The sequence below is a fragment of the Rhodococcus sp. BH4 genome (genome assembly GCF_002079265.1).
GTDB lineage: Bacteria > Actinomycetota > Actinomycetes > Mycobacteriales > Mycobacteriaceae > Rhodococcus_F > Rhodococcus_F qingshengii.
In genome coordinates this window covers 4,615,696-4,642,396 of sequence record NZ_CP014941.1, presented here as the reverse complement: position 1 = coordinate 4,642,396, position 26,701 = coordinate 4,615,696, and the positions used below count along the sequence as shown (strand labels likewise).

32 protein-coding genes and 1 tRNA gene are annotated in these 26,701 nt (G+C 62.5%); 21 read left to right on the top strand and 12 right to left on the bottom strand.

Annotated features, from left to right (window positions below; genetic code table 11):
- Window positions 1–17 precede the first annotated feature (17 nt).
- The 5 genes from A0W34_RS21230 (at window position 18) to A0W34_RS33235 (ending at window position 4,630) form a co-directional block, all read left to right on the top strand.
- Window positions 18–704 (top strand): response regulator transcription factor, encoded by a 687-nt coding sequence (locus tag A0W34_RS21230; RefSeq protein WP_003946387.1) that lies wholly within the window; start codon window positions 18–20, stop codon window positions 702–704.
- 65 nt (window positions 705–769) lie between these two features.
- Window positions 770–2,149, top strand: coding sequence for a HAMP domain-containing sensor histidine kinase (locus A0W34_RS21225; RefSeq protein ID WP_020908630.1), 1,380 nt, complete (start codon window positions 770–772; stop codon window positions 2,147–2,149).
- A gap of 226 nt (window positions 2,150–2,375) precedes the next feature.
- Window positions 2,376–3,869 (top strand): S1C family serine protease, encoded by a 1,494-nt coding sequence (locus A0W34_RS21220; RefSeq protein WP_232329898.1) that lies wholly within the window; start codon window positions 2,376–2,378, stop codon window positions 3,867–3,869.
- Between the two features lie 80 nt (window positions 3,870–3,949).
- Window positions 3,950–4,447: a MogA/MoaB family molybdenum cofactor biosynthesis protein gene (locus A0W34_RS21215; protein WP_176720912.1), complete on the top strand. Its 498-nt coding sequence runs from the start codon at window positions 3,950–3,952 to the stop codon at window positions 4,445–4,447.
- Between the two features lie 6 nt (window positions 4,448–4,453).
- Window positions 4,454–4,630, top strand: coding sequence for a hypothetical protein (locus tag A0W34_RS33235; protein ID WP_003946347.1), 177 nt, complete (start codon window positions 4,454–4,456; stop codon window positions 4,628–4,630).
- A gap of 59 nt (window positions 4,631–4,689) precedes the next feature.
- On the opposite strand, the gene mscL is transcribed toward A0W34_RS33235, so the two are convergent.
- The 4 genes from mscL to A0W34_RS21195 form a co-directional block, all read right to left on the bottom strand.
- Window positions 4,690–5,112 carry a large conductance mechanosensitive channel protein MscL gene (gene mscL / locus A0W34_RS21210; RefSeq protein WP_007727535.1) on the bottom strand — a complete coding sequence of 141 codons (423 nt, stop codon included), beginning with the start codon at window positions 5,110–5,112 and terminating at the stop codon, window positions 4,690–4,692.
- Window positions 5,113–5,211: 99 nt separating this feature from the next.
- A complete protein-coding gene (locus tag A0W34_RS21205) occupies window positions 5,212–5,958 on the bottom strand; it encodes an SAF domain-containing protein (RefSeq protein ID WP_064687538.1) in 747 nt (248 codons plus the stop codon).
- 77 nt (window positions 5,959–6,035) lie between these two features.
- Window positions 6,036–6,347 carry an FmdB family zinc ribbon protein gene (locus tag A0W34_RS21200; protein WP_042921300.1) on the bottom strand — a complete coding sequence of 104 codons (312 nt, stop codon included), beginning with the start codon at window positions 6,345–6,347 and terminating at the stop codon, window positions 6,036–6,038.
- Window positions 6,348–6,458: 111 nt separating this feature from the next.
- A complete protein-coding gene (locus A0W34_RS21195) occupies window positions 6,459–7,037 on the bottom strand; it encodes a 5-formyltetrahydrofolate cyclo-ligase (RefSeq protein WP_064074033.1) in 579 nt (192 codons plus the stop codon).
- Window positions 7,038–7,096: 59 nt separating this feature from the next.
- On the opposite strand from A0W34_RS21195, the gene A0W34_RS21190 reads away from it, so the two are divergent.
- From A0W34_RS21190 to A0W34_RS21170, 5 genes are all read left to right on the top strand, one after another.
- Window positions 7,097–8,008, top strand: a complete 912-nt coding sequence (locus A0W34_RS21190; RefSeq protein ID WP_003946415.1) for a UTP--glucose-1-phosphate uridylyltransferase — start codon at window positions 7,097–7,099, stop codon at window positions 8,006–8,008.
- 125 nt (window positions 8,009–8,133) lie between these two features.
- Window positions 8,134–9,393 (top strand): molybdotransferase-like divisome protein Glp, encoded by a 1,260-nt coding sequence (glp, locus tag A0W34_RS21185; protein WP_003946353.1) that lies wholly within the window; start codon window positions 8,134–8,136, stop codon window positions 9,391–9,393.
- A 21-nt stretch (window positions 9,394–9,414) separates the two neighbouring features.
- A complete protein-coding gene (locus A0W34_RS21180; RefSeq protein ID WP_007727523.1) occupies window positions 9,415–10,050 on the top strand; it encodes a GNAT family N-acetyltransferase in 636 nt (211 codons plus the stop codon).
- 267 nt (window positions 10,051–10,317) lie between these two features.
- Window positions 10,318–11,052 carry a divisome protein SepX/GlpR gene (gene sepX / locus A0W34_RS21175; protein ID WP_081558232.1) on the top strand — a complete coding sequence of 245 codons (735 nt, stop codon included), beginning with the start codon at window positions 10,318–10,320 and terminating at the stop codon, window positions 11,050–11,052.
- A gap of 102 nt (window positions 11,053–11,154) precedes the next feature.
- Window positions 11,155–11,230: transfer RNA gene (locus A0W34_RS21170), tRNA-Ala, on the top strand.
- Window positions 11,231–11,522: 292 nt separating this feature from the next.
- Here A0W34_RS21170 and A0W34_RS21165 read toward each other — a convergent pair.
- Both A0W34_RS21165 and A0W34_RS21160 read right to left on the bottom strand, forming a co-directional pair.
- Window positions 11,523–11,777, bottom strand: a complete 255-nt coding sequence (locus tag A0W34_RS21165; protein WP_156665934.1) for a hypothetical protein — start codon at window positions 11,775–11,777, stop codon at window positions 11,523–11,525.
- 2 nt (window positions 11,778–11,779) lie between these two features.
- Window positions 11,780–12,604 (bottom strand): hypothetical protein, encoded by an 825-nt coding sequence (locus tag A0W34_RS21160; RefSeq protein ID WP_081558231.1) that lies wholly within the window; start codon window positions 12,602–12,604, stop codon window positions 11,780–11,782.
- 178 nt (window positions 12,605–12,782) lie between these two features.
- On the opposite strand from A0W34_RS21160, the gene A0W34_RS21155 reads away from it, so the two are divergent.
- A complete protein-coding gene (locus A0W34_RS21155; protein WP_003946241.1) occupies window positions 12,783–13,283 on the top strand; it encodes an ImmA/IrrE family metallo-endopeptidase in 501 nt (166 codons plus the stop codon).
- Window positions 13,280–14,281, top strand: a complete 1,002-nt coding sequence (locus tag A0W34_RS21150; protein ID WP_003946245.1) for a hypothetical protein — start codon at window positions 13,280–13,282, stop codon at window positions 14,279–14,281. Before A0W34_RS21155 ends, A0W34_RS21150 begins: the two co-directional genes overlap by 4 nt.
- A gap of 60 nt (window positions 14,282–14,341) precedes the next feature.
- Here the strand turns inward: A0W34_RS21150 and A0W34_RS21145 are convergent, their stop codons facing one another.
- Window positions 14,342–14,758, bottom strand: a complete 417-nt coding sequence (locus A0W34_RS21145; RefSeq protein WP_003946231.1) for a helix-turn-helix domain-containing protein — start codon at window positions 14,756–14,758, stop codon at window positions 14,342–14,344.
- A gap of 479 nt (window positions 14,759–15,237) precedes the next feature.
- Between A0W34_RS21145 and A0W34_RS33230 the strand changes: the two genes are divergently transcribed.
- From A0W34_RS33230 to A0W34_RS21130, 3 genes are all read left to right on the top strand, one after another.
- A complete protein-coding gene (locus tag A0W34_RS33230; protein ID WP_003946253.1) occupies window positions 15,238–15,393 on the top strand; it encodes a hypothetical protein in 156 nt (51 codons plus the stop codon).
- Window positions 15,394–15,538: 145 nt separating this feature from the next.
- Complete coding sequence (locus tag A0W34_RS21135; protein ID WP_007729029.1) at window positions 15,539–16,384, top strand: SDR family oxidoreductase; 846 nt, start codon at window positions 15,539–15,541, stop codon at window positions 16,382–16,384.
- Between the two features lie 48 nt (window positions 16,385–16,432).
- Window positions 16,433–16,915, top strand: coding sequence for a DUF2505 domain-containing protein (locus A0W34_RS21130; RefSeq protein ID WP_081558230.1), 483 nt, complete (start codon window positions 16,433–16,435; stop codon window positions 16,913–16,915).
- Here the strand turns inward: A0W34_RS21130 and soxR are convergent.
- Both soxR and A0W34_RS21120 read right to left on the bottom strand, forming a co-directional pair.
- Window positions 16,901–17,380, bottom strand: a complete 480-nt coding sequence (gene soxR / locus A0W34_RS21125) for a redox-sensitive transcriptional activator SoxR (protein ID WP_003946250.1) — start codon at window positions 17,378–17,380, stop codon at window positions 16,901–16,903. The two genes, A0W34_RS21130 and soxR, sit on opposite strands and share 15 nt — an antisense overlap.
- A gap of 5 nt (window positions 17,381–17,385) precedes the next feature.
- Window positions 17,386–17,874 (bottom strand): FABP family protein, encoded by a 489-nt coding sequence (locus tag A0W34_RS21120; protein WP_003946270.1) that lies wholly within the window; start codon window positions 17,872–17,874, stop codon window positions 17,386–17,388.
- A gap of 99 nt (window positions 17,875–17,973) precedes the next feature.
- Between A0W34_RS21120 and arcA the strand changes: the two genes are divergently transcribed.
- Window positions 17,974–19,191 (top strand): arginine deiminase, encoded by a 1,218-nt coding sequence (gene arcA, locus A0W34_RS21115; RefSeq protein WP_081558229.1) that lies wholly within the window; start codon window positions 17,974–17,976, stop codon window positions 19,189–19,191.
- Window positions 19,192–19,204: 13 nt separating this feature from the next.
- Here arcA and arsC read toward each other — a convergent pair whose 3' ends face one another.
- On the bottom strand, window positions 19,205–19,558 hold the full coding sequence (gene arsC / locus A0W34_RS21110; protein ID WP_007729026.1) for an arsenate reductase (glutaredoxin): 354 nt from the start codon (window positions 19,556–19,558) through the stop codon (window positions 19,205–19,207).
- 94 nt (window positions 19,559–19,652) lie between these two features.
- Here arsC and A0W34_RS21105 point away from each other — a divergent pair, with 94 nt between their 5' ends.
- The 4 genes from A0W34_RS21105 (at window position 19,653) to A0W34_RS21090 (ending at window position 22,937) form a co-directional block, all read left to right on the top strand.
- Window positions 19,653–20,336: an SDR family oxidoreductase gene (locus A0W34_RS21105; RefSeq protein ID WP_003946268.1), complete on the top strand. Its 684-nt coding sequence runs from the start codon at window positions 19,653–19,655 to the stop codon at window positions 20,334–20,336.
- A 42-nt stretch (window positions 20,337–20,378) separates the two neighbouring features.
- Window positions 20,379–20,738 (top strand): GntR family transcriptional regulator, encoded by a 360-nt coding sequence (locus tag A0W34_RS21100; protein WP_003946225.1) that lies wholly within the window; start codon window positions 20,379–20,381, stop codon window positions 20,736–20,738.
- Window positions 20,739–20,786: 48 nt separating this feature from the next.
- Complete coding sequence (locus A0W34_RS21095; RefSeq protein ID WP_003946228.1) at window positions 20,787–21,218, top strand: DoxX family protein; 432 nt, start codon at window positions 20,787–20,789, stop codon at window positions 21,216–21,218.
- A gap of 84 nt (window positions 21,219–21,302) precedes the next feature.
- Entirely contained in the window at window positions 21,303–22,937 is a 1,635-nt protein-coding gene (locus A0W34_RS21090; protein WP_003946258.1) for a BCCT family transporter, read from the top strand.
- A gap of 71 nt (window positions 22,938–23,008) precedes the next feature.
- Here A0W34_RS21090 and A0W34_RS21085 read toward each other — a convergent pair whose 3' ends face one another.
- Window positions 23,009–24,517 carry a dolichyl-phosphate-mannose--protein mannosyltransferase gene (locus A0W34_RS21085; RefSeq protein ID WP_081558228.1) on the bottom strand — a complete coding sequence of 503 codons (1,509 nt, stop codon included), beginning with the start codon at window positions 24,515–24,517 and terminating at the stop codon, window positions 23,009–23,011.
- A 74-nt stretch (window positions 24,518–24,591) separates the two neighbouring features.
- On the opposite strand from A0W34_RS21085, the gene rsmI reads away from it, so the two are divergent.
- The gene (rsmI, locus tag A0W34_RS21080) at window positions 24,592–25,422 is read left to right on the top strand and encodes a 16S rRNA (cytidine(1402)-2'-O)-methyltransferase (RefSeq protein WP_003946264.1); all 831 of its coding nucleotides are present in this window, start codon (window positions 24,592–24,594) and stop codon (window positions 25,420–25,422) included.
- On the opposite strand, the gene A0W34_RS21075 is transcribed toward rsmI, so the two are convergent.
- Window positions 25,419–26,666 carry a DUF2786 domain-containing protein gene (locus A0W34_RS21075; RefSeq protein WP_232329897.1) on the bottom strand — a complete coding sequence of 416 codons (1,248 nt, stop codon included), beginning with the start codon at window positions 26,664–26,666 and terminating at the stop codon, window positions 25,419–25,421. The two genes, rsmI and A0W34_RS21075, sit on opposite strands and share 4 nt — an antisense overlap.
- Between the last annotated feature and the right edge of the window lie 35 nt (window positions 26,667–26,701).

The following is a 26,701-nucleotide window of genomic DNA, read 5'->3' as shown; positions in this document are numbered from 1 at the left end:
CAGTCCAAACTGTCGGTATGCGTATTTTGGTGGTCGACGACGACCGGGCGGTTCGCGAATCGCTTCGGCGGTCGCTCAGCTTCAACGGCTACACGGTCGAGCTCGCGGTCGACGGGCTCGACGCACTCGAGAAGATCCTCGCCAACCGGCCCGACGCCGTCGTTCTCGACGTCATGATGCCGCGACTCGACGGACTCGAAGTGTGCCGTCGTCTTCGCAGTGCCGGCGACGACCTGCCCATCCTCGTGCTCACCGCCCGCGATTCGGTCAGCGAGCGAGTGGCCGGCCTCGATGCCGGAGCGGACGACTACCTGCCCAAGCCCTTCGCTTTGGAAGAGTTGCTTGCCAGGTTGCGTGCACTACTTCGCCGCACCGCGCCCGATCTGGACGCCGATTCCGAAATGATGGCGTTCGAGGACCTCACCCTCGACCCGGTCACCCGTGAGGTCAAGCGCGGCGAACGATCGATCAGCCTGACGCGCACCGAGTTCTCCCTCCTCGAAATGCTCATGGCCAACCCACGCCGCGTGCTGACCCGTGGACGCATTCTCGAAGAAGTGTGGGGATACGACTTCCCGACGTCCGGCAATGCCCTCGAGGTGTACGTCGGCTACCTGCGTCGCAAGACGGAAGCCGACGGCGAACCGAGGTTGATCCACACCGTCCGCGGAGTCGGCTACGTCCTGCGGGAGACGCCTCCGTGATCACCGCTCCGTTCGGCAAGAACGCCGAACCGAAGAAATCCTCCACCACCCAAGCGTCCGTCGAAATGCGCCCACCGATGCCACTGACCCGTTCGGTGTCATTGCGTTGGCGTGTGACGCTGCTCGCCGCGTCGGTGGTGGCCATTGCCGTCGCAGTCATGGCGATCGCTGCCTACGCGGTGGTTTCGCGTGCGCTCTACGCGGACGTCGATCACCAGTTGCGTACCAGGGCAGCGGTGCTGATCGACAGCAATGTCGTGCGATTCGACCCTCGCTACATCTCCGGTGCGACGCTGTACACCACCGACATCAGTGTGGCCCTGATCTTCTCGGACCTGAGCACGTACCAGCCGCCCGGTTCCGACGTGCCGATCGGTGAAGCCGAAGACGCCGTAGCGCGTGGCGAATCGGATTCCTCGCTGCGAACCGTCGACGGTCAGCGAGTGCTGGCTCAACGAACCCATGACGGCAGCACTTTGGTGATCGGTCAGCGGCTCGCGCCGACCGTTGCGGTACTGGACCGTCTGGCCTGGGTGCTCTTCGTGGTCGGCGGGTGTGGCGTCATACTTGCGGCAGTGGCGGGTACTACCGTGGGCCGCACCGGTTTACGACCCATTGCCAGGCTGACTGCTGCCACCGAACGAGTCGCTCGGACAGACGATCTGACGCAGATCCCCGTTACCGGCAGCGACGAATTGGCGCGCCTGACAGAGAGTTTCAACACGATGCTGCGGGCGCTCGCCGAGTCCCGTGAGCGTCAGTCGCGCCTCGTCGCGGACGCCGGACACGAGTTGCGGACGCCGTTGACTTCGTTGCGCACCAACATGGAATTGCTGATCGCGTCAAGTCGCCCCGGTGCGCCGCAGATTCCCGACGAGGACATGGCAGAACTTCGTGCCGACGTCGTCGCGCAGATCGAGGAACTGTCGACTCTGGTCGGCGACCTCGTCGACCTGGCCCGTGAAGACGCACCCGAAACCGTGTACGAGCGCGTCGACGTCAGCGACGTCGTCGAGCGTGCGCTCGAACGAGCGCGGCGCAGGCGCAACGAAATCGAGTTCGAGGCGGTCACCACTCCGTGGTACGTCTACGGAGATCAAGCGGGCCTGTCGCGTGCCGTGCTGAACGTCCTCGACAACGCTGCGAAGTGGAGTCCGAAGGGCGAACAGGTACGCGTCGAAATGCGACCGGTGGGTCAAGGATTGTTGGAATTGACCGTAAGTGATGCGGGACCTGGCATTCCGGAGGAGGATCGGGAGTTGGTGTTCGATCGTTTCTACCGGTCGACTGCGGCACGTTCGATGCCGGGATCGGGTCTGGGACTTGCGATTGTGCGTCAGGTCGTCGTCAAGCACGGCGGCACCATCGCGATCGACGAATCCGATCGTGGGGGAGCGCTTGTTCGTATCGTGCTTCCCGGTGAACCGGGGCCGAGTGCCGAGTAGCGTGTTCTGTAGACCCGTTGGTCCCTCGCTTCGGTGACTGACGTCACGGCTTAATGCGTTCGGCCCGAAAGTCTTTCGGGCCGAACCGACAACACCGGTTTTTCACGTCGAACTCTGGGTAAAGTGACAGGCACGTCTCAGCGCCTTCTCAGCAGCGCAAGGCAGCATTGTCGGCAGAACAGTTGTGACTGCCCGTCCGGTGGTCACCGTAGACGAAAGCGAGCCGATGACCGAGGACCGTAACGTCGGGCCGACCCGGCCCGAGCAGCCCAACAGCGAGCCCACCACCCAGGCGCAGCCGACAGCACCTCAGGCACAGCCGACGGCACCTCAGGCACAGCCTCCCGTGCCGCCGCAGCAGCCTCAGGGGCAGGCGCCTCAGCAGCCGTACCAGCCGACCGAGTCGTTCGCCCGACCCGCCGAAGCCTTCGGGCAGGCACAGCAGCAGCCCACGCAGGCTTTCGGCCACCCGCACGGTGCCCATGAGGCCGCGTACCAGCAGAGCGCCCCGTACGGCGCACCCAACCCTGGTGGCCCCGGCGGTCCGAACGGCCCGGGCGGCGGCCACAACCAGATCCCCGCACCGCTGCAGGGGCCGAACTCCGGTTCGACCACCACAAAGCCGAAGTCGGGACGCATGGTGCTGGTTGCCGGCGCTCTCGCCCTGGTCCTGGTCAGTGGTGGTGTCGGTGGCGTGGTCGGCGCCGTCGTCGCGGACCGCAACGGTGGAACCGCGACGGTCACCAACTCTCTGAACGCTCCGAAGCCCACTGCGACCAACACGTCCAACGCTCCCGCCGGCTCGGTTCAGGCCGTTGCCTCGAAGGTCGTGCCGAGCGTCGTGCAGATCGAGGTGGCCACCGCGCAGGGACAGGGCGGTGAGGGCTCCGGTGTCATCCTGTCCTCCGACGGTCTGATTCTGACCAACAACCACGTTGCCGGCGCACAGGGAGCGCAACTTCGCGTTGCGTTCTCCGACGGAACCAAGGCCTCGGCCACCCTTGTCGGTGCCGATCCCGTCTCCGACATCGCCGTCATCAAGGTCGACGGTCGAAACGACCTCACCCCCATCGATCTCGGCAACTCCGGCGACGTCCAGGTCGGACAGCAGGTGGTTGCCGTCGGGTCCCCACTCGGCCTGGCCGGCACGGTCACCGAAGGCATCATCTCCGCACTCGATCGCCCGGTGTCCACGAGCGGCGAGTCCGGCAATCAGAACACCGTCATCGACGCTCTGCAGACCGACGCAGCGATCAACCCCGGCAACTCCGGTGGCGCCCTCGTCAACATGGACGGCCAGCTGATCGGCATCAACACGGCGATCGCCTCGCTCGGAGCGTCGTCGGGTACCCAAGGCGGTTCGATCGGCCTCGGTTTCGCCATCCCGATCGATCAGGCACGCCGCGTCGCCGACGAACTGATCAAGACCGGCAAGGCGACTCAGGCCATGATCGGCGTGACCGTGCCGTCGCAGGACAACGCCGACGGCGCAACCGTCATGGATGTCACTGCTGACGGGCCGGCCGCCAAGGCCGGTATCCCGAAGGGTGCAGTCATCACCAAGGTCGACGATCGTGTTGTCGCAGATGGTGATTCGCTGATCGCGGCAGTGCGTTCACATGCTCCCGGCGACAAGGTCTCGATCACGTACAGCGACGGCGGGCAGACCAAGACCGTCGACGTCACGTTGGGAACCGCGGCAGCGCAGGGCGGCCGATGATGTTCGGCGATCAGCAGACGATCGACCCGATCTTCGGCCAGATCGCAACGGCGTCGGGATCGGACACTACGGTAGGAGTCATGGAACTCGAAGCCACATCGGCCGGCCGCGCTCTGGTCGTCATCGTCGACGATCGCACAGCCCACGGCGACAACACCGACTCCATCGGTCCACTGGTCACGGAACTGCTGAACGAAGCGGGTTTTCTCGTCGATGCGACGGTCGCCGTCGCCGCCGACGAAGTGGAGATCCGCAACGCTCTCAACACCGCAGTCATCGGTGGCGTCGACCTCGTCATCTCGGTCGGCGGTACCGGGGTATCCCCGCGTGACGTCACTCCTGACGTGACCGCTGAGGTTCTCGATCGCGAGATCCCGGGAATTGCCGAAGCACTTCGTGCTTCCGGTCTTTCGGCCGGATCGCTCGAAGCAGGCTTGTCCCGCGGCCTCGTCGGAGTTTCGGGAAGCACCGTGGTCGCCAATCTGGCGTCGACCAGGCCGGCAATTCGCGACGGCATGGCAACCCTGACGGCTTTGGCGAGTCACGTGATCGCCGAGCTCTCCAGCCTCGAGGGCTGAGACAGCTTGTCGGAGCAACCAGATACCCCGAAGAAGCCGTCAGTCGACAAGAAGCGCCTGGCGCGCATCTTCGGGGACGTCTTTCCCGAGACGACGTCGGACGAGCGGGGTCCCGAAGGATCCTCGCGGTCCTCGGACGACGACTGGCTGCGCAGTCAGCGGCCCCCGCACCACGGGGGTTGAGAAGTAAATCAGGCCCCCGGACAATTGTCCGAGGGCCTGATCTGATCTGTGGGCACTGCCTATTCGAGAGTCTTGGCGTGCGCTCCCGTGTCGGCGCCACCGGCATTGGCCGAGAGGATGTCGCGGATCTGGATGAGCAGATCGGTTTCGCTGGCTTCCTTGTCCTCGGGCTCGGAGACGAACTTCTTCTTCGCCGCATTCGCAGGGACGATCAGCACGAAGTAGACGACCGCTGCGATGATGATGAAGTTGATGATCGCGGTGACCACAGCACCGATATTCACGAAGGTTTCGGAATTACCGGCAATGATCTCCTTTCCCCAGCCCAATTCGTCGGATCCGCCGATAGCTGCGATGAGTGGGTTGATGATGTTGCTGGTGAATGCCGTGACGATGGCGGTGAAGGCTGCGCCGACGACAACCGCGACGGCCAGGTCGAGCACGTTTCCGCGAAGCAGGAAGTCCTTGAATCCCTTGAGCATGTCGGTGTCCCCTCGAGTCTCCGATGGCAAGTGCCAGATGGTCCGTTGATACCGAACCGACTGGAAAAATCCTAGAGGAGCTTCGGACGCTTTGTGCGGTCAGCGGAATGTCACGGTGATCGCATTGGACAGAGATGCCGCGGCTACGACGTTGGCTGCTGGTGTCGGCAGGGCCAGCAAAATCACCTGTTCCTGCTGGTTACGCGTACTTTCCGACGTGGTGACCAAAGCGACTACCGCTCCTGCCGCAAGAATTTGTGGGGCCTTGTCGGCAATTGATTCGTTGGGTGTGTCGGGGTGGGGTGTGTCTGGGCGGGATGTGTCAGGGCCGACGGTCAGGACGTCGACGACGTCCCCGCTGCGCAACATGTCCGCGACGGCCGCATCGGCCAATCGGACGGGGACGATGCGGGCGTCGTCGGTTCCTACCGACAACCCGGCCAGCCGTGGGCTGAGAACGCGCACGTCGGTGACGGTTTCTCCGGAGCGAATCGGGCCGGCAACGGTTCTTCCGACCACCAGGTCGGTGTCGGAGACAACTCCTTCGGGAAGTTGTTTCGAGTCGATCTCTCGCATCTCGACATCCGAATCCGCAATCACCTGCCCCGGAGTGAGATCGCGGCTCGAGACAACTACGGCGACCGTATCGGTCGCGGGATCGCCTCGAAAGAAGAGAACAACGCCGAGTGTGGCGAGGACAACGGCTGCGATCTTACGGACTGTCGCCGTGCGGAATCGTGTGCCCCGTGTCAGTTCGACGACGCGATCGAAGGTGCTCGGGCTGAGATCGAGTTGGGCGCGCAGTGGATCGGAGCGCCTCGGCGAGCGAGAACGTGCTGACGGCATTCATGCACGTTAGGGCCGGAAGCGGTGCTTCCGGCCCTGACAATGTGAACCTGTGGACAACCCGGAGGTTGTGGAAATCAGCTCGCGGCAGCCTTTGCGGGCGCCGGCGTGCTGGTCGACGAACTCGATGTCGACGAGGAGTCCGACTTGGACTCGGACTTCGTAGCGGGTGCCGAATCACTCTTGGCGGGCTCGCTCGCAGTCCCGGAGCCGCCGCGGCTGTCGGTGCGGTAGAAGCCGCTGCCCTTGAACACGATGCCAACAGAGTTGAACAGCTTGCGGAGCTTGCCTGAGCAAGCTGGGCAGACCGTCAGCGAATCTTCGCTGAAGGACTGGACGATGTCGAAACGGTTGTCACATTCCGTACATGCGTATGAGTAGGTGGGCACCGGGCTTCCTCCGCACTGTGATGTTCGAGCAGCCGCGTATTTACACCGCAGCCTTTAGCACTCTACAAGTGACAGTGCCAACAGCGCTAATCAGGGATCTATTCCCGCAGATCAATCGCCTTGGAGCGGCGTGAGACCGCCGCTTGGCGTCAATGCCCAGCCCATGGGAATGTCGTGGTCGTCGGCAGGCAAGGCCTCGACGAGTTCGGAGTCTCTGACAATTGCCACGAGCCGAGTCTGTGGTCCGACCGACCCGAGCGTCCGGTCGTAGAAGCCTGCGCCACGGCCGAGGCGTGTTCCGCGAAGATCCACCGCGAGAGCAGGGACAAGCATGCATTCCACGTCGGACAGGGTTTCCGGTGGTAGGACGGGTCCGACAGGCTCTCGAATGCCGTACTTCGCGGGGCGCAAACCGTCCGCGCCGCTGTACTCGACCCAGGACAACGGTCCCGGCTCCCCGGTGATCGGAAGTAGTACACGCTGAGCGATCTCGGCAACGGCGTCGAGCAAATCGGTGGATCCTGGTTCGGTGCGGGTGGGGACGTACGCACAGACGACCGAGCCGTCGACAATCACTGAACGTATGTGCGTGATCAACGCCGCAGTTTCCGTGTTTCGAGTGTGCTCGGAGACTGCATCACGTGCTGCGAGTGTGATTTGTCGCCATTGTGCTTTTGTCTGAGGTGTCACCCCGCAACGATATTCGTCGTGCTGACCGAGCGGTAACAAGCGGCGGCTAAGGTGTTGGCATGACAGACGTTGTCGCTAGCAGCACGAGGGCCTTCCGTACGGCCGTGGTTCCCGCAGCCGGACTTGGTACGCGTTTCCTGCCTGCCACCAAGACGGTTCCGAAAGAATTGCTGCCGGTCGTGGACACACCGGGTATCGAACTGGTGGCAGGTGAAGCTGCGGACTCGGGAGCCGAGCGGCTCGTCATCGTGACGTCCCCGGGCAAAGACGGCGTGGTTGCCCACTTCGTCGAGGATCTCGTGCTCGAAAGCAAGCTGGAAGCAAGCGGAAAACTCGCTGCCCTGGCGAAGGTGCGCAAAGCGCCGGGTTTGCTCGAAGTCGACTCCGTGATTCAGGAGCAGCCCCTCGGCCTCGGGCATGCAGTCGGTTGCGTCGAGTCGGTTCTCGACGACGACGAAGATGCCATCGCGGTCCTTCTGCCCGATGATCTCGTACTACCGCGTGGCGTCCTGGAGATCATGGCGCGAGTTCGGGCCAAGCGCGGCGGATCCGTTCTCTGTGCAATCGACGTCCCGAAAGACGCAGTCAGCGCTTACGGCGTCTTCGACGTCGAGATCGTTCCCGACGCGGTCAATCCCGACGTCCTCAAGGTCGTCGGCATGGTCGAGAAGCCGGCTGTGGAAGACGCGCCGTCGACCTTTGCCGCTGCAGGTCGCTATCTGCTCGATCGTGCGATCTTCGACGCACTTCGTCGCATCGAGCCGGGAGCCGGCGGTGAGTTGCAACTCACCGACGCCATCGCTCTCCTGATTTCCGAGGGCCATCCGGTTCACGTGGTGGTGCACCGCGGAACGCGTCATGACCTGGGCAACCCCGGCGGGTACCTCCGCGCTTCGGTTGACCTGGCGCTCGACAGTGACGATTACGGCCCGTCCTTGCGTAAGTGGCTCGCGGATCGGCTCGACCGCTGAGCGTGTCGCCACGGTGGTTGATCGCCCGATAACGCAGTATCAATGTGCTTGTCCCTTTTCGGCGGCAAGGCATCATGAGCTGACGGATATCACCGAATTTCCAGACACAGGAGGACGCGGACCAGATGCGGTCGGTTGAGGAGCAGCAGACCAGGGTTACCGCTGCTGCAGTGGCACCCCGTCCGGTTCGGGTCGCCATCTCGGAGGCGCAGGGACTGCTGTGTGCCGAGGAAGTGGTGACCGAACGCCCATTGCCGGGATTCGATCAAGCTGCCATCGACGGTTACGCGGTTCGCAGTGTCGATGTCGCCGGCGCCGGAGCCGACCTCCGAGGCGAGGACGGCGAGCCTACCGACCTCAGCTTGCCGGTGGTCGGTGAGGTGACGGCGGGCTCACGCCAACCGATCCGCTTGCAACCTCGCCAGGCCGTCCGAGTCGACACCGGCGCGCCTTTGCCCACGCTGGCCGACGCAGTTCTTCCGCTCGAGAACACCGACGGTGGTCGCGCTCGCGTTCGGATCTTCGAGCCGGTGCGTTCGGGCGATTACGTTCGCCGTGCAGGCGACGACGTCCAGCCGGGCGACGTGGCCGTTCGGGCAGGCACCATCATCGGAGCCGCACAGGTCGGGTTGCTCGCCGCGGTCGGCCGCGACAAAGTACTCGTCCATCCCCGTCCGCGCCTCTCCGTCATCAGCGTCGGTGGAGAACTCGTCGACGTGGATCGCACGCCGGGGCCTGGTCAGGTTTACGACGTCAATTCGTATGCCCTCGCCGCCGCAGCGCGCGATGCCGGCGCCGACGTCAACCGTGTGGGAATCGCAGGCAACGACTCTCGTCGTCTTCGCGAAGTAGTCGAGGGACAGCTGATTCGCTCGGAAATCGTTGTCATCGCCGGTGCCGTGGGCGGCGGAGCGTCCGACGAGGTTCGTGAGGCGCTTGCCGACCTGGGGACACTCGAGGTGGAGCGCGTTGCCATGCATCCGGGATCGGTGCAAGGCTTCGGAAAGCTGGGAAGGGACGAGGTTCCGACCTTTCTCCTACCGTCCAACCCGGTCAGCGCACTGGTGGTATTCGAAGTCATGGTTCGCCCGCTGATCAGAATCGCGCTCGGACGCCGCCAGCCGATGCGGCGAGTAGTGAAGGCGCGGACAGTGGGAACGATCACGTCGATTGCCGATCGCAAGGGTTTTCTGCGTGGTCAGCTGATGCGTGACGAAGCGACAGGGGAGTACCTGGTGCAGGCCCTCGGGGGTGCGCCCGGTGCGTCCTCACATCTCCTCGCGACCTTGGCGGAAGCCAATTGCTTGGTTCTGGTCGATCGAGACGTCACCGAAGTGCACATCGGTGAAGAAGTCGACGTAGCTTTTCTCGCCCAACGTGGGTAACGCCGACCCGAGTGGGGTGTGATGTCAGTCCATCCAGGATGGCCGGAAGATCTCGGCCCGCTGCGAGTGCCCGCGGGAGTGGTGACCGTCCGCCCCGTGAAGCTCCGTGACGCTGCTGTGTGGAGTCGTCTCCGCATTCGCGATCGCGAGCACCTCGAGCCGTGGGAGCCCACCGGAGAATCGCCCTGGGATGCTCGCCACCACATCACCGTCTGGCCGTCCCTGTGCGGAAACCTTCGCTCCGAAGCGCGCAAGGGCAGGATCCTTCCCCTGGTGATCGAACTCGACGGGAAGTACTGCGGGCAGGTCACCATCGGAAATGTGGTGCGCGGCGCTCTGCGGTCCGCCTGGGTGGGCTATTGGGTCGCCTCGCACGTGACCGGTGGGGGCGTAGCCACAGCTGCCGTTGCACTCACACTCGATCACGCATTCTCGAAGGTCGGTCTGCATCGAGTGGAGGCCACTGTTCGGCCGGAGAACGCGTCGAGTCGCGCAGTCCTACGAAACGTTGGGTTCCGGGAGGAAGGTCTTCTCAAGCGCTACCTCGATGTCGACGGCCAATGGCGTGATCATCTTCTGGTCGGAATGACCATCGAGGAAGTACCCACCACCGTCGTCGACAGATTGGTGCGGTCCGGACGTGCTTCGTGGGTGTGACGAAGACGGCGCCAGAAGCGTGAGAAACGCGAGCTAAACAGCAGTTACCGCTGAGTAGTCCTACTTTCGGGCGGGAAAATGTGGTTTTTGATTCAACCAGAACTTGAGACTTTTGGGACTGAACCGGAAGTTCAGTTCGGTACGCGTGTGACACATGAGTATGGTGGGGTTCGGCGCGTCGGCAACGATGCGAGGGCGTCGGCCGTTAACCTTGACTCGTCAACGGCTGGCATAGGTGCTGGTAGGTGATCGGGAGGAGGCCGCGGCATGCCTAGCTCATTCGTGTGGATCGGGCTGGTGGCCGTGTGGCTGTTCGTCCTGGTGCCGATGCTTGTCAACAAGCGCCCCAGGATCCGGCAGACGAGTGACGCGGCACTCGCGACTCGAGTACTCCACCGCGGCGACAGCAACCCTGTTCAGCGCGGGCCGGCAGCAGGACATCGAAGCGATCCGAACTGGCAACTAGAACCAGTGCGCAGCAGCTACGACGCGGAGGACCAGATGGACACTCACGCAGAAGACGACTACGCCGGCGGTCGTGCACCGGTCGGAGAATTTGTTCCGGTTCGGCGCGGCCGAGGCGGATTCGACCCCGAAGCGGATGCCATCGCCCGGGAGGCGCGGTATGCATTCCGTCAGCGGACATTGCTGGGACTTGCGTTCGTCGCGATTCTCTCGGGCGCTCTCGCATTGATCATCTCGCCGATGGTGTGGTGGTTGTTTGCGCTGACCGTGTGCGGCCTCGGCGGGTACATGGCGTACTTGCGTCGGCAGGTTCGGATCGAGCAAGAGATTCGCCGCCGTCGTACCGAACGCCTCAACCGATCGCGACTCGGAGTCGAATCGCACACCGACGAAGAGCTTCGCCTGATTCCGGCGCGACTGCGTCGGCCAGGAGCGGTTGTCCTCGAGGTCGACGACGAAGATCCGGTGTTCGATCACCTGGATCACTACGAAGAAGAGATCAGGCACACCGAGATGCGTCGCGCGTCCGGTCAGTGATCTTCTGGGCCGATCTTGTCGGGCCGAAAGTTCGTGTCGGGTGATTCCAACGGGAGTATTCGTTCCTGTTAGAGTTGCCGAGCACCGCTGAGGCGGTGGCACGGGGCTGTGGCGCAGTTGGTAGCGCGCTTCGTTCGCATCGAAGAGGTCAGGGGTTCGATTCCCCTCAGCTCCACCAAGAAGTACCAGCGAAAAGGGTCTTTCAACGAAAGTTGAACGACCCTTTCCTGCATTTTCAGGGCCTGCCCGAATTGCGAAGATTCGATCTGAGTGTGCGCCGTTTCATACGATTGCGACCGCTGATCCGGACCGTTGAGCTTCCAAGTGAGGGATGATCCTTGGGCGGATACATGTTTGCCGGAAATGTAACGAGGGTGTGTCCGGTGCGATAGGCACGGTGAGTCTGCCGCAGTTTTCCGCAGGTCGGACGTATGTGTCGGGGAGGAATGTCGATGAGCCAGCCACGACGGCTAGCGATGATGCTTGTTGCTGTGATGTGCCTGATGGGTATCGGCGTCCTTGCCGTATCGGTCTTCCCCGCCATCGTCGCCGCCCAACCTGGCGGCAACAGCGGTGGTGGCAACAACGGCAATGGAAACGGCAATTACGGCAACAACGGTGGCAATAACAACGGCAACGGTGGCGGCAACAACGGCAACGGTGGCGGCAACAACGGCAACGGTGGCGGCAACAACGGCAACGGCAACTATGGCTGGCATTGTCACCGTCACAACTGCGGCACGACCGTAATTCCGACACCGACCACGACGACTGAGCCGACCACGACTGAGCCGACGACGACTGAGCCGACGACGACTGAGCCGACGACGACTGAGCCGACGACCACGACTGAGCCGACGACCACGACTGAGCCGACGACCACGACTGAGCCGACCACGACGACTGAGCCGACGACCACGACTGAGCCGACCACGACGACTGAGCCGACGACCACGACTGAGCCGACGACCACGACTGAGCCGACCACGACGACTGAGCCGACCACGACTGAGCCGACCACGACGACTGAGCCCACGACCACGACTGAGCCCACGACGACTGAGCCGACGACCACGACTGAGCCCACGACGACTGAGCCCACGACCACGACTGAGCCCACGACCAACCCTTCGGCGTCGCAACGTCCGAGCAGCAGCGCTTCTCCCGCGACCAACGTAACTTCTGCGACCAACGCAACTTCTGCGACCAACGCAACTTCTGCGACCAACGCAACTTCGCAGACCGAGAGTCCTTCGAGCCAAGCACCCTCCGAGACACAGTCTCCTTCCGAATCGCAGCCGAGTTCCGAGCAGTCGTCCGCGGTAGCGGCTCCGCCGGCTGGACCGTCTGATCCGCAGGGACCGTCAGCGGGCGGCGGAGCGCCTGCACCCTCTGCCGGTGGACCGGCAAACGCTGCGCCGGGCGCAGTCGCAGCCCCTTCCGCACCCGAGGTTCTGGCCGCACCCGCACCCGTAGCTCCGCAGGTACCGTCGAACGTTCCGAACGTCGCGGCTCCGACTGACAACCCGCAGGCATTTCCGACGGCGTTCACTCAAGGGCTTCCGCCGATTCTCAACGCCGCCGCCGTCGCCGGCGGTGTAGGCGGAATGGCAGTGGTAGCGGCCGGTGCGGGAGCACTGACTTTCCGCGGAGCATCGCTGCAGAAGGCACGATTGGCTGCCGCGCGTGCCGAATTCCTGGCACCCGGATCACAGGGAGGTGCGTGAGTCGTGCCGGACAGACGTTCACATCGCCGCGTTCTGGCCGCGGTGGATGCCGTATGCGACGCAGCAGCGTCGTCGGAGGCAGTGTCACTGCTGACGGTGGTGCAGACAGTCGCCCGCGAGCGTGGGCGCCCGATCGAGATCGATCTGGAAACCCCTCTCGCCACCGGAGTGTGCGGTCAGCGCCGGGCCTACGACGACCACGACGTCATCGTTTTGGCTCCCGGACTACCCAATGTCGAGCGGACTCTGGCACATGAGTTGGGGCACATAGTGTTTCGCCACGAGGGTGCCGAGATCGCCGAGGCGACGCTCGAGGTCAGTGACGATTTGATCGCCTACATGTTGAGTCAACGTTCTCTGCGGCGCAACGAACCCGTGCCGATGGACGACATCGCGGAGTGGGAAGCCGAGACGTTTGCGTCGATGTTGATCATGCGTCTGCGAACGATGAGTGGCCGTGGGACACCGCTGTCGGTGTTGCGGTACGACGAGGCGATCGGATGATCTTTTGGGCTGTGGCCCTTCTCGTCTGGGTTGCAGCCGGCGCGAGACTGGGTCGAGTTGTCGCGCGCACCGCGACGCCGTTGCGAATGTCGATGGTCTTCGCCGGCTTCTCGGTCGCATTGTCGTCGACGGTCATGGTGCCTGCGGTATGGGACATCGTCGATCGCATTGCGCCGGAGCAGCATGCCGCCGCGATGATCGTCATCGTCTTGTGGACAGCGTTGTCTGCGGCCAGTGCAGTCGGCGCCGTGTCTGCGTGGCCGGTGATGTCACGTCCGGCTATGCGCGGCCTCGCCACCGTGCTGTACTCGGTGGGGCTCCTGGTGGCGATCGCGGTTCTCTTCGGCTACCCGGCGCCGGCTCTGATCTTTATCATCGTCGCTCTGTCCCTTGTCATTTCGACGGGGCTACGGCACGTTGCGTGGGCGCCGTTGGGGCGCGGAATCGCGTTGATCGTGACCGGTTCGTCGATCCTGCTCGTCGTGGTCGTCGTGATGCTTGTCGAATCGATCGGTGGCACCGGCGCACTCGAATCGGATATCTGGACGGGCGCAGGGGTGTGGTTCATCGCTGCCTCGAGTGTTCTGATTGCGCTGGGCATCACGTGGGTGCTTCTCGAGACCTGGTTACGTGCGCGACGAGATCTGTACCGGCTGCGGCGGATGCACGCGCTTCTCGTCAAGCGATTCCCCGAGGTAGTCGACGCGGACAGCGCCGGGAGTACGTCTGTGCTGCGGGCATCGGACATGATCGCGCAGATCATGGATGCGATGTACATCCAGTCCGGCGCCGGGATGTTCGACGTCGGTGGTCAGGAACCGCCGCGGGCCGTCACTGCACACGCGGGGATTTTGGCGGGGTGGATCGCCGATCCCTTGGCCTCGGATGTGTTGGACACCAGGTGGATTGCGCCTCCTGAGAAGATGTCGGCGCGCCGATGGGTGTTGTTGTTGGCGAAAGAACTCGATGAAACGACAAAAGTAGGTCGACGTTCGTAGTCGACCTACTCCATGTCATTGCAGTGCTCGAGATCGAGTCAGTGCTTCAGCACGTTCACATCAGCGTGACGCGTCAGGCGGAACCTCTGGCAAACCTTCACTCGCGCGGAGCTTTTCAGCCATCGTGGTGAGTAGATTCTGCGATTCTTCCGAGAGGTCGAATGCACGGCTCGAGAGGCGGCGAAGCCCGTAGCCTTGGAGCTGTGAGAGCAGTTCGAGATCGTGATCGATCTTGGCTGCGTAGATGTCGTTGAAGAAGTAGTCGGGCTTCACCTTGAAGAACCGGGCGAAGGCTGCGACTGTCTCGTCTGAGGGGTTGGTGCGCTGTCCCGAGCGGAGCTGCGAGATGTACGGCTTGGAGATCTGATGGCCGTCTTCGATGAGCGCTGCCGCAACCTCGGCGTTGGTATGGGGTTTGCGCCCCGGAGGATGAACACTGTCGAACAGTTTGTTCAATCGTTCTGCAAAGTCAGCCATTGTGAACCGCCCCGTAATCCTCTCTAGCTAGCAATTGTCCGTTCAGTGAATCCTACGGTATCACGCGGATAACCGATCGGTAGCTCACCGTAGTCTGTTTAGTGGACTAGTTGTCAAATGTGTCCGAGATTCGATTCGTCCGGCCAATGAGTGCTCAGCTATGTCTCAGCGCACATTGAGTTTCCGCCACACGGAAATGTGCAGCTACGACTGCGCTATTCGAACCTTCCAGTACTTGGCCAATCTGCCCAATATCAAACCTTTTACCCGTTTTGGCGATATTAGCTATGCGTTAGCCTGGTTTTTCACAACTATTTCGATTGAAAAACTGCAGTTCAAGCGATGTTTGAAGGTTTGGGGTCGCGATCAGGGTGGCTGGTTGCGATGTCATGCGGATCACCTCGGGGTTGAACCTTGAACGGTTTGCCGGATTGCGATCTGTGCTAGCTAAACCCTCCGAGTGGGTGCAGAATTGTGACATGAAACACACGATGAGCGATGATGAATTGCGCCGCGCAATCCGTGAAATTCAGGATCGAGCCCACGACGCACGCAAGCGTGGGGACGATGTAGCGGCGGAAGAACTCGACCGTACGGTCAAGGGCTATCAAGAGCAGATGATGCAGCGTCTCTAGTGCTCGCTGCGGTCGTCTCTGTGCGGTGTTTGCGCGGAGTACGGCCGTGCCCCGCAGGTCGTCTTGCGTGTTTCAGGGCGGCCGCACCGTGCGTGCGTAGACTTTCCCGCATGTCCACAGTACGAGTGCGGGGGAGTGTTCATCCATGTCTGTAAGGTCGCTCGACGGCAAGAAATGCCTGATCACCGGCGCCGGTAGTGGAATTGGACGTGCAACTGCGCTGCGTGCATCAGAGGTCGGCGCCGAATTGTTTCTCACCGATATCAACAGCGTCGGATTGGAAGAGACGGTCGCGATGGTCGGCGCCGGCGGCGGCACGGTCAGCATGGCGAAGGCGCTCGATATCTCGGACTACGACGAGGTCGTGAAATTCGGTACCGAGATTCACACTCAATTTTCTTCGATGGATGTCGTCATGAATATCGCCGGCATTTCAGCGTGGGGAACTATCGAGAACCTCGAACATCGGCATTGGAAGTCCATGGTGGACGTCAACCTGATGGGGCCGATCCATGTCATGGAGACGTTTGTTCCACCCATGATTCGTGCCGGCAAGGGTGGACACCTGGTCAACGTGTCTTCGGCTGCCGGACTTTTGGCCCTGCCGTGGCACGCCGCCTACAGTGCGAGCAAGTTCGGCCTTCGCGGGGTGTCCGAGGTGCTGCGATTCGATCTGAAGCGGCACGGAATCGGGGTCAGTCTGGTTGTGCCGGGTGGGGTGAAGACGCCATTGGTGGGAACCGTGGAAATAGCGGGTATCGACAGGAACGACCCGCGGGTCGAAAAACTCACGCACCGGTTCGAGGCGCGTGCTGTCTCCCCGGAGAAGGTGGCGTCGTGCATTCTGCGGGGAATCGAGAAGAATACGTACCTCGTATATACGTCCAATGACATCCGATTCGGATACTGGTGGGCGCGCAAATTCGCCCTGCCTTACGAGTTCGTGATGCAAAAAGCGAACGACCAGTTCAGTAAATTGCTCAAGCGATGAGCGTTAACTCCGCCGGGACTTTTATCTAGTCGAATAGGGACCAAAGTCATGCCGAAGAGTTTTCACTTTGATATCGAATTCAAATATCCGATCGACGACGTGCATCGAACTTTGACCGACCCGAATTATTGGAAAGGCAGACTCGGAGACCTTTATGCCACCTCGGACATCGAAGTTCGAGACGGATCGATCGAAGTATCCGTGTCCGAGGAAATCGACTCCGCCTCCCTCCCTGGCCTGGTCGCCAAGGTTGCGCCGAGTCGGCTCGGTCTGAAACGGGTCGATCGGTGGGGACATCTGTCGGACGGGCGTGCAGCAGGGTCGGTCACCGGAATCGCGCGGGGACTGCCGATCCGAATCGAGACGACGCTCGATCTCACCGCCGCCGAGTCCTGCACGCGGTTGGTCGTCGACGGAACGGCTGAGGTGAAGATGCCGATCATCGGCGGCCAGATCGAGAAGTTGCTGAAGAAGACCGTCGAGGACTTGCTGGGGCGCGATCGGGACGCCGTCGAGTCATTTCTCGCCTGAGCCTGCACCGAAATCTACTTCCAGAACGCGCGCACCCGGGCCGGCGGATGCGAGTTGATCGTGCGGGTTGGCGAGGGCGCACCCCTCCAACGAGAGGCACCCGCAACCGATGCAACCGGTGAGGTTGTCCCGTAGACGTTCCAGTTGCTCGATGCGTAGATCGAGGTGGCGCCGCCACCCGGTCGACAATCTTTCCCAATCTGCGCGGTTCGGGGTACGGCCTTCAGGAAGTGTGCCGAGGGCCTCTCTGATTTCCGACAGCGGAATGCCGACGCGTTGCGAGATTCTGATGAAGGCGACGCGTCGAAGCGTGTCTCGTTGGTATCGGCGCTGGTTTCCGCTGGTCCGGCGACTGACGATGAGGCCTTCTCGTTCGTAGAAATGCAGGGCAGAGACGGCGACACCGCTGCGCTCGGAGAGCTGGCCGGGCGTGAGTTCCTTTGCCTTCCACGACGGCATCTCCATGGCGACTACCGGTCCGTCGCGCGGTGGAGGGTGGCGTGGAGATGATGCGTCAGCGGGGTGTCGCCGTGCGCCATCCACAGGTCGTATGTCAGCGTGTCGCCCTGAACGCGCATGACTCGCCGAACGTCGTGAACCGGTTTTGCGTCGGGTGATGCTGCGAGCGTGAGACGGGTCAAGGCGAGAGTGCCTTCGGAGTCGAGGGTGCCGCGATGGATCTCGACGAATCCGGTGGGCTGGCTGACCAGCAATTCGAGCTCACCACCCGGTGTTGGGCGCAGGTATCCCGATTCCATGTGAAGCGGTCGTCCGTCGGGGAGCCCACGAGTGCGCGACGAGTAGGTGAGAAACGGTTTCGGGGTGGGCGCGAACTCGATCTCCTCGGAGTACTCGAAGTCGTCGATGGTGGGGAAATGTCCGGCTCCAGCGCCGACCCAGCGCCCGGTGAACCTCTCGATTCCGGCGCCGTTCAGCGCCGCCTGATCCGTACTACTCATTGCCTGGTCCTCTCGCCTGCGTCGGATCAGACGTTACGCGGGCCGGTACGACAGCTGCTTGTCCCTGCTGGGTGGGGCCTACGGGATTAGTGTTCACTCATGAACGCTTCTGGCTCCGTCCCCCTCGGTGTCGATTCCGAGGTGGGCCGATTGCGATCGGTCATTCTTCATCGTCCTGGCGACGAGTTGAAACGATTGACTCCGCGCAACAACGACGAGCTGCTGTTCGACGCGTTGCCGTGGGTGGACCGCGCGCAGGAAGAACACGATCAGTTTGCGACCGTCCTTCGTGAGCGCGGCGTCGAGGTACTGCTTTTGTCCGATCTCCTCACCGAGGCGCTCGAGGTCAGTGGCGCAGCGAGGATCCAGGGAATCGCGGCCGCCGTCGACGCACGCAAGATCGGCCACGCGCTCGGGCAACACCTGGCCGCCTACCTGCGAAAGGTGGAGCCGAAGGAGCTTTCGTCGATCCTTACTGCAGGAATGACGTTCGACGAATTGCCGATCGATGCCGACTCGACCTCGTTGGTGCGCAGGATGCATCACGGCGGTGACTTCGTGATCGACCCGTTGCCCAACTTGCTCTTCACCCGTGATTCGTCGTTCTGGGTCGGGCCACGGGTCATCATCACGTCCTTGGCGTTGTCAGCGCGAGCTCGCGAATCCTCGATAACGGATCTCGTCTACGCGCATCACCCTCGATTCAAAGGCGTGCGCCGCGCGTACGAGTCGCACACGGCTCCTGTCGAGGGAGGTGACGTGCTGCTTCTCGCGCCGGGGGTGATCGCAATCGGTGTCGGTGAACGTACGTCACCCGCCGGAGCAGAAGCATTGGCGCGTAGCGTGTTCGACGACGGCCTCGCCCACACGGTGTTGGTTGTTCCGATCGAGCAACGCCGAGCGTCGATGCATCTCGACACGGTCTGCACCATGGTCGAGGCCGACGCGGTCGTCATGTATCCGGCCATTCAGGACACCCTGGCGGCGTTCACTCTGCGCAAGGAAGACGACGGGGTGAGTATTCGCGGTGCGACGCCGTTCCTCGAAGCGGCGGCCGACGCCATGGGAATCGGAAAACTGCGTGTGATCGACACCGGACTCGACACGGTGACTGCCGAGCGTGAGCAGTGGGACGACGGAAACAACACCCTCGCCGTCGAGCCTGGCGTCGTCGTCGCTTACGAGCGCAACGTCGAAACGAACGCCAGGCTGGAGGCCTCGGGTATCGAGGTTTTGCGAATCGCGGGTTCGGAACTGGGGTCCGGCCGAGGTGGTTCTCGGTGCATGTCCTGCCCGATCGCCCGCGATCCGCTGTAAGCAGTCGACGCTGTCAGAGAATTTCTTCCACCTTGGCTGCAGGCCGCGCGAGGACGGTGCCTTTGTCGGTGACCACGAACGGGCGTTCGATCAGAATTGGGTGCTCGATCATCGCGTCGAGGATCTCGGATTCGGATGCATCGGCGAGCCCGAGTTCCTTGAACTGCGTTTCGCGCTTGCGAACGGCTTGGCTGGGCTCGAGGCCGGCGTCGGCGAGGAGTTTTTCCAGCTCGGATCGGGTAGGCGGAGTATCGAGGTACTTCACAATGGTCGGTTCGATGCCGGCGTCGCGGATAAGTCCGAGAACAGTCCGCGACGTGTTGCACCGTTGATTGTGGAAGATGGTTGCAGATGCCATGTCCGTCATTCTGCCTCTGTGTCCGAACTCGTGGGACAAACAGGGGAACAACGGACACCTCCGGCGCGCTGCACTTGAAGTACCGACTTGTGAGGAGAAAACGATGACGGAACATCGAAGTGTGGACGAACGGCGCGTGGTCATTGCCGGTGGGCACGGCAAGATCGCGCAGCACCTGACATACCTGCTGGCAGGACATGGTGATCGGCCGGTAGCGCTGATCCGCAACTCCGCGCACGAGGGTGCGGTCCGCACACTCGGCGCGTTCCCCGTGGTGATCGATCTGGAATCCTCCACGGTCGAGGAAGTTGCGAAGGTACTCGACGGTGCCGACGTCGCGGTCTTCGCCGCGGGCGCCGGACCTGGTAGCTCGATCGAGCGGAAGGACTCCGTAGACCGAGCTGCGGCGGTGCTGTTGGCCGATGCCGCCGAGAAAGCGGGAGTGCGTCGGTTCATACAGATCAGCGCCATGGGTGCTGGTGACGAAATACCGGAGAACACCGACGAGGTTTTTGCCGCCTACCTGCGGGCGAAGACTGCAGCAGAGGAAGACCTGAAGACAAGGACTTCGCTGGATTGGACGATTCTTCGGCCAGGCCTTCTGACAGACGACGACCCCACCGGTGAAGTCCTTCTTGCAGAGCCACCCGTCGATCGAGGCTCTGTGCCTCGTGCAGATGTCGCCGCAGTGATCGAAGCGCTCATCGACGCGCCGTCCAGTGTCGGCAAGATATTGGTTCTGACCTCCGGCCCGCATACGATCCGCGAAGCGATCGAGGGTTTGTGAGAGAGAAGATGCTGTGACCGAGAAGATACGACGAGGGTGACGATGAAGATCGCTATCGAACACGATTCCTCCACAGCTCCGTACGACCAACTGCGGCAACAGATTATCGAGCAGGTTCACGGCGGCGGATTGATTGCGGGAACCAAGATCCCGACGGTGCGTGCATTGGCCTCGGAGCTGGGATTGGCGGCCAACACCGTCGCGAAGGCTTATCGCGCGCTCAGCGATCAGGGCGTGATCGAGACGAGGGGAAAGCAAGGGACGTTCATCGCTTCGGGGACCGATCCGGTGCAGGCGCAGGCGGAGCAGGCGGCGACCGCGTTTGCGCATAAGGTCCGCTCGCTCGGGTACTCCGACACTGAGATCGTCGCCATGGTGGAGTCGGCATTGAGAGGTGCGTGACACATTGATTAAGTTGACGCTTCAACTTAAAGCTGTCAGTCTTGGCTCATGAATTCGTCGATTGCTCGTGACCTCGGACTCCTCATCGCCCGTGTCGGCCTCGGGATCATCTTCATCGCCCACGGTTGGCAGAAGTTCTTCACCTACAAGATCGCCGGAACGCAGGCCGCATTCGAAGGGATGGGCGCCCCGCTCCCCAAGATTTCTGCAGTTCTGGCAGCATCCATCGAACTCGGTGGCGGCATCCTGCTCATCGCGGGTCTGCTGACCCCGCTCGTCGGCGCACTGCTGTTCCTCGACATGGTCGGCGCGTTCTTCATCGTGCACGCCGACAAGGGCGTCTTCATAGACAACGGCGGCTATGAACTCGTCGTCGCACTCGGTGTCGGTTCGCTCTTGATCGCTGTTATCGGCGCAGGACGCATCAGCATCGACGGATTGATCGGCAAGGGCAACGGTTGGGTTAAAACCCCAGCTTGATCGGGGTGAGAAGGCGGGTTCAACGGCTGTTGAGCCCGCCTTCCAGCTTGCTTTTGGCCCACAAAGTGACGAACGTAGTCATCTATGGTGACGAAATCTGATCGATCCGAACAAGATTCCGGGGCCAACGAAGAGCGCCCGGAGACGGGCTTTACTCGGGTAGGCGTTCGGACCGACTACGTGGTGTTTTCCGTGGCGGCCGCAGCGGTGCTGGCTATTGTCGTGTGGGGTCTCGTAGCTCCCGACAACCTGAACTCGGTAACCGGAAGTGTTCTCGGCTGGTTGGTGACGAACATCGGCTGGCTCTTCGTACTCGCAGCTTCGGCTTTCGTGCTGTTTTCCATCTACCTCGCTGTCAGTCGATTCGGCGACATTCCGCTGGGCAAAGACGGTGAGAAGCCCGAGTTCCGAACCGTCAGCTGGATCGCCATGATGTTCAGCGCCGGCATGGGCATCGGCCTGATGTTCTTCGGTGTCGCGGAACCGCTTGCGCACTACGTGACTCCGCCTCCCGGCACCGACGGTGGCGTCGGAACTGCCATGGCTACCACCATGTTTCACTGGGGTCTTCATCCTTGGGCGATGTATGCCGTTGTGGGCCTTGCCATTGCGTACGGGTCGTATCGCCGAGGACGCAAGCAACTGTTCAGTTCGGCCTTCATCCCGTTGCTCGGTCGCAAAGCCGAAGGGCCGATCGGCAAGGTCATCGACATCCTGGCAATCTTTGCGACGCTTTTCGGCACCGCAGCATCTTTGGGGCTCGGCGCACTTCAGATCGGCTCCGGTTTCGAGGTAGTCGGCTGGATGGAAGAAGCCGGCGTATTCCTGCTCGTGGCCATCGTTGCGGTGCTGACCCTGGCGTTCGTCGCTTCGGCAGTTTCCGGTGTGGCCAAGGGAATTCAGTGGCTCTCCAACATCAACATGGTGCTCGCGCTGATCTTGGCCCTGTTCGTGTTCGTTCTCGGGCCGACCGTACTGATTCTCAATCTGCTCCCGACGACCATTGGTGCATACGTTTCCGACCTCGCCCAGATGTCGGCCCGCACGGGTGCATCGTCGAATCCTGAAACCGGCGCGTGGCTTTCGTCGTGGACGATCTTCTACTGGGCATGGTGGGTGTCGTGGACGCCGTTCGTCGGCATGTTCCTGGCCCGCATCAGCCGCGGCCGCACGATCCGCCAGTTCATCGTCGGCGTCATCGCCGTTCCCACGACTGTCAGCTTGCTCTGGTTCGCGATCTTCGGCGGCGCAGGCATCGGCGAGGAACGCGACGGAATCGGCTTGTCCGGCCGAGGCTCGGAAGAGGCTCAACTGTTCGGCATGCTCGACAATCTGCCGTTGGCCGGAGTGACGACTGTCCTCGTCATGCTGCTCGTCGCAGTGTTCTTCGTCTCCGGCGCCGACGCTGCGTCGATGGTGATGGGGACGCTCTCGCAGCGCGGAACGCTCGAACCGAGTCGCTGGGTCGTGGTGTTCTGGGGCATGTTGACCGGTGGCGTCGCGGCGCTTCTGCTGTGGACCGGTGGTTCCGAAGCGCTCGACGGCTTGCAGACCATGACGATCATCGCTGCGGCGCCGTTCGTGCTGGTCATGATCGGACTGTGCTTCTCGCTGTACAAGGATCTTTCGCACGACCCGATCATCATTGCGGCGAAGGAGCAGAAACGTGCTCTCCTACGCCCGCGCCGAGGACGCCGTGTGGGTAAGTCAGTGGAGTAGGACTTGAGCGGAGTAGGACTTGAACTGTGAAGGGGCACCGAACTGCGGTTCGGTGCCCCTTTGTCGTCCGGTTATTTCCAGCTGGGCAACCACAGATGGTTCTGCCACGATTCCGGCGTGATCGGCATGGCGGTGAGTATCGGCCAGAGGTAGACGAAGTTGGCCACGACCAGACCGATGTACAGACTGACTGCCAGAAGTCCGGTGGTACGACGCTCGACGGACGCGCTCGCCTTGCCCAGTACATCGCCGAGGACCAGCGCAAATCCCATGACCATGAACGGGGCGAGTGCAACTGCGTAGAAGTAGTACATCTGGCGGTCGAGCGTCGCGAACCACGGGAGGTAAGCGGCACCGTAGCCCGTCAGGACCACGGCGTATCGCCAGTCCCTGCGCACGAACGTCTGCCAGATCGCCCACGCCAACATCGGTAGGGCCAGCCACCACATCGCCGGTGTGCCGATCAGCATCACGGCCTTGACGCAGCTGGCGGCCCCGCAACCGGTGACCTGCTCGCCGTCGGCGTAGTAGTAGAGCATCGGTCGTAGCCCCATCGGCCACGTCCACGGTTTCGACTCCCACGGGTGGTGGTTTCCGGCGGAGTTGGTCAGACCGGCGTGGAACTGGAGAACGCTGCCGCTGTAGTACCAGAGTGAGCGCAGCGCGGAGGGAATGAAGCTCCATGTGCCGCCCTCACCGATCTCGTTACCGACGGCGTGACGGTCGACGCCGGTCTCGCTGGTGAACCAGGCCCAGTAGCTCGCGAGGTACACACCGAGCGGAATGATCACCAACGCATACAGAGCCGGCCCGATGTCGCGAACTGCAGTGCCGACCCATGGGCGCTGCACGCGGTAGGCGCGGCGCGCTGACAGGTCGAAGGCAACACTGAGCAATCCGAAGAACAGAATGAAGTACATGCCGGACCACTTGGTTCCGCAGGCCAGGCCGAGCAGGATGCCGGCGCCGAACCTCCACCACCGGAAACCCAGCCGCGGACCCCAGGCAGAGTCGCCGATTCGGCCCTCTTCGTATACCTTCGCCATCCGTTCGCGGACTTGGTCGCGATCGACCACCAGGCATCCGAGAGCAGCGAGGACGAAGAAAGCCAGGAAGATGTCGAGCATCCCCAGGCGTGAGGAGACGAAGGTGACGCCGTCGACGATGAGCAGGATTCCGGCAATCGCGCCGATCAGCGTGGAGCGCGTCATGCGGCGCACGATCCGGATGATCAGCAAGACCATCAGTGTCCCGACCAGGGCCGACGAGAATCGCCACCCCCAACCGTTGTAACCGAAGAGTGCTTCGCCGATCGCGATCATCTGCTTACCGATGGGCGGGTGTACCACCAATCCGTAACCGGGATTGTCTTCGATGCCGCCACCGGTCAGAACTTGCCAGCCCTGCGGAACGTAGTGCTTCTCGTCGAAGACAGGTGTGCCGGCGTCGGTCGGGTAGGCGAGCATCGTGAAGCGTGTGATCGCCGCGATAGCGGTGACGAAAGCGGTGACGATCCAGCCGCGCAATCTGTCGGTCGGGCCGAAATCAGGATCCGGTACCAGCGGGCCGGGACTACGCATTACCCGATCGCTCGTGGCGGGCGTTGGCCGCTCGTCCGTCTGCACAGTCACCTGGCAATCGTAGGCTGTCAGGTATGACTGGTCGCTTGGTACTCGCCGCAACACCCATGGGAGATGTCGGTGACGCGTCTCCGCGTCTTCGGTCTGCTCTCGCAACCGCCGACGTCGTTGCTGCGGAGGACACACGACGCACCAAGTCTCTGGCGTCCGCGCTCGAGGTAACCATCACCGGGAAGATCGTCAGTTTCTACGATCAGGTCGAGATTTCCCGGCTGCCCGCGCTGGTCGCCGACGTCGCCGAAGGCAAGACCGTCCTGCTGGTCACGGACGCGGGCATGCCGTCGGTCAGCGATCCCGGATATCGCCTTGTCGCCGCCTGCGTAGCCGAGAACCTCGCCGTCACGTGCTTGCCCGGTCCGTCGGCGGTGACGACGGCGCTGGCACTCTCCGGATTGCCCGTCGAGCGGTTCTGCTTCGACGGGTTCCCGCCGCGTAAGCAGGGGCAGCGCAAGACGTGGCTCTCTGCCTTGGCAACCGAGCAGCGAGCGTGTGTGTTCTTCGAAGCGCCTCATCGCCTTGCCGACTGCCTCGCAGATGCGGTGGAAGTGCTCGGGCCGAATCGCCGCGCGGCTGTGTGCCGGGAATTGACCAAGACCTACGAGGAAGTGAAGCGCGGCACTCTCGGGGAGTTAGCTGCTTGGGCCGCCGAGGGCGTTCGCGGTGAGATCACGGTGGTGCTCGAAGGCGCAGTGCTGGTGGCATCTGATCCTGCCGATCTGGTCGACGAGGTGGAAAGGCTGGTCGAGGGGGGAGCACGATTGAAGGACGCGTGTGCTCTGGTCGCAACGGCCGGAGTCTCCAAGCGTGAGTTGTACGAGACGGTCCTGGCTGCGCGCAAGGACTAGCGGGAGCGGTTCACGGCGGGTGTGCCGGGACGCAGGTTGGCGTCGTCGGCTGCAGCCTGGCCGGCGTGCCAGCCTTCGGCGTCCACGGACCGTCCGCGAGTCTTACGGGTTGTCGGGAACAATCGATCGAATTCGGCGTCGACGGCCTCGGATGTGGTGGCGAGGATCGGCAGAAGATCCGCGACGTCCATCGATGCCGCGTCGGCCGCTTCGGCGGTGGCTTTGGTGCCGGCGTCACGCAGGCGGTGTCCGATGCGGCTGGCGAACCCGGCCAGGAATCCCTTGCGGAACGAGGTGGTGCGTGAGCCGCCACGATTGCTCGAGTCGGCGAATTGCATTGCACGGGTTGCCTGTACGAGCAGGGAAGTGAACAGCATGTCGACTTGCTGAAGGTCGACCGGAGTGCCGACGACGGTCGCGAGTGCAATGTCGCTGAACCAGACAGTCCTGACTCGATTCGATTCGCCGATCTCGGTCAGGAGGTGAACCTTTTCCTTCACGTACGGGTTCTCGATGTGAATGCGTCGGGCATTGACGGATGTGTCGGTGACCCCGGCGCGACTGTGGAGCAGTGCGGAGTCGATGGCGTACCGGGTCATCAACTCCTGGGCCTTCGCGGTGAAAATCTCGGCTTCTTCCGCGAAGTTGGTTGCTTCCGCTTTGGCGAGTAGTCCACGAATTCGCTTGAGTACCTTGGCGTCGACCTCGGTATCGCCGACGCCGGCATAGCTGGTATCGGTGCGTTGCGACGGCCAGGTGGATGGTGGCGCGAGCAACACCGTCCACTGAGGTAGGCGCATCCACGATCGCGCGACGTCGACGATCTGCGAAACGAGGAAGTAGGGATCCTGGAACAGAAGGCCGGCCGCGAGGGAGCGAAAAACGTCGTCGTCCACGGTGATTCGAGAAGCGATGTGCCGAGACTTCGGATACTGCTCGCCGATCGTCTGCAACTGCCCCACCCATTCGAGCGGAGCGCGATCGGAGGCGCGCGACGCCTTCGCGTCGAACAGGATGGTGGTGGCGGCGAGATCGGCGTCGGACGCTTCTTTACTTCGACGCGCCAGGTGAATCAGATCCGCCGGCTGCCATCCGCGGTCGTACGCCGCGGACAGTTCGGAAACGAGATCTCGCACCGCGGAAACGGATTGAGGGCTGACCTCCTGAGTGGACACCCGTGCTCCGTTCCATGGCAGTGTCTGCGCCGAAGCGCTGGTTCGAATGTATGTTCTATTCGTGGTCATGGCTGGAGTGTGCACGTCGGGTCCGACACATCCGC

Coding starts and splice junctions, on each gene's coding strand:
- A0W34_RS21180 (WP_007727523.1), top strand. CDS start 9,415: ATGTCAGTCCATCCAGGATGGCCGGAAGATCTCGGCCCGCTGCGAGTG.
- A0W34_RS21135 (WP_007729029.1), top strand. CDS start 15,539: ATGTCTGTAAGGTCGCTCGACGGCAAGAAATGCCTGATCACCGGCGCC.
- glp (WP_003946353.1), top strand. CDS start 8,134: ATGCGGTCGGTTGAGGAGCAGCAGACCAGGGTTACCGCTGCTGCAGTG.
- sepX (WP_081558232.1), top strand. CDS start 10,318: ATGCCTAGCTCATTCGTGTGGATCGGGCTGGTGGCCGTGTGGCTGTTC.
- A0W34_RS21090 (WP_003946258.1), top strand. CDS start 21,303: ATGGTGACGAAATCTGATCGATCCGAACAAGATTCCGGGGCCAACGAA.
- A0W34_RS21085 (WP_081558228.1), bottom strand. CDS start 24,517: ATGCGTAGTCCCGGCCCGCTGGTACCGGATCCTGATTTCGGCCCGACC.
- rsmI (WP_003946264.1), top strand. CDS start 24,592: ATGACTGGTCGCTTGGTACTCGCCGCAACACCCATGGGAGATGTCGGT.
- A0W34_RS21105 (WP_003946268.1), top strand. CDS start 19,653: ATGACGGAACATCGAAGTGTGGACGAACGGCGCGTGGTCATTGCCGGT.
- A0W34_RS21120 (WP_003946270.1), bottom strand. CDS start 17,874: ATGAGTAGTACGGATCAGGCGGCGCTGAACGGCGCCGGAATCGAGAGG.
- mscL (WP_007727535.1), bottom strand. CDS start 5,112: ATGCTCAAGGGATTCAAGGACTTCCTGCTTCGCGGAAACGTGCTCGAC.
- A0W34_RS21150 (WP_003946245.1), top strand. CDS start 13,280: ATGATCTTTTGGGCTGTGGCCCTTCTCGTCTGGGTTGCAGCCGGCGCG.
- A0W34_RS21225 (WP_020908630.1), top strand. CDS start 770: ATGCGCCCACCGATGCCACTGACCCGTTCGGTGTCATTGCGTTGGCGT.
- A0W34_RS21215 (WP_176720912.1), top strand. CDS start 3,950: ATGGAACTCGAAGCCACATCGGCCGGCCGCGCTCTGGTCGTCATCGTC.
- A0W34_RS21145 (WP_003946231.1), bottom strand. CDS start 14,758: ATGGCTGACTTTGCAGAACGATTGAACAAACTGTTCGACAGTGTTCAT.
- A0W34_RS21205 (WP_064687538.1), bottom strand. CDS start 5,958: ATGCCGTCAGCACGTTCTCGCTCGCCGAGGCGCTCCGATCCACTGCGC.
- soxR (WP_003946250.1), bottom strand. CDS start 17,380: ATGGAGATGCCGTCGTGGAAGGCAAAGGAACTCACGCCCGGCCAGCTC.
- A0W34_RS33230 (WP_003946253.1), top strand. CDS start 15,238: ATGAAACACACGATGAGCGATGATGAATTGCGCCGCGCAATCCGTGAA.
- A0W34_RS21190 (WP_003946415.1), top strand. CDS start 7,097: ATGACAGACGTTGTCGCTAGCAGCACGAGGGCCTTCCGTACGGCCGTG.
- arsC (WP_007729026.1), bottom strand. CDS start 19,558: ATGACGGACATGGCATCTGCAACCATCTTCCACAATCAACGGTGCAAC.
- A0W34_RS21130 (WP_081558230.1), top strand. CDS start 16,433: ATGCCGAAGAGTTTTCACTTTGATATCGAATTCAAATATCCGATCGAC.
- A0W34_RS21230 (WP_003946387.1), top strand. CDS start 18: ATGCGTATTTTGGTGGTCGACGACGACCGGGCGGTTCGCGAATCGCTT.
- arcA (WP_081558229.1), top strand. CDS start 17,974: ATGAACGCTTCTGGCTCCGTCCCCCTCGGTGTCGATTCCGAGGTGGGC.
- A0W34_RS21220 (WP_232329898.1), top strand. CDS start 2,376: ATGACCGAGGACCGTAACGTCGGGCCGACCCGGCCCGAGCAGCCCAAC.
- A0W34_RS21095 (WP_003946228.1), top strand. CDS start 20,787: ATGAATTCGTCGATTGCTCGTGACCTCGGACTCCTCATCGCCCGTGTC.
- A0W34_RS21075 (WP_232329897.1), bottom strand. CDS start 26,666: ATGACCACGAATAGAACATACATTCGAACCAGCGCTTCGGCGCAGACA.
- A0W34_RS21100 (WP_003946225.1), top strand. CDS start 20,379: ATGAAGATCGCTATCGAACACGATTCCTCCACAGCTCCGTACGACCAA.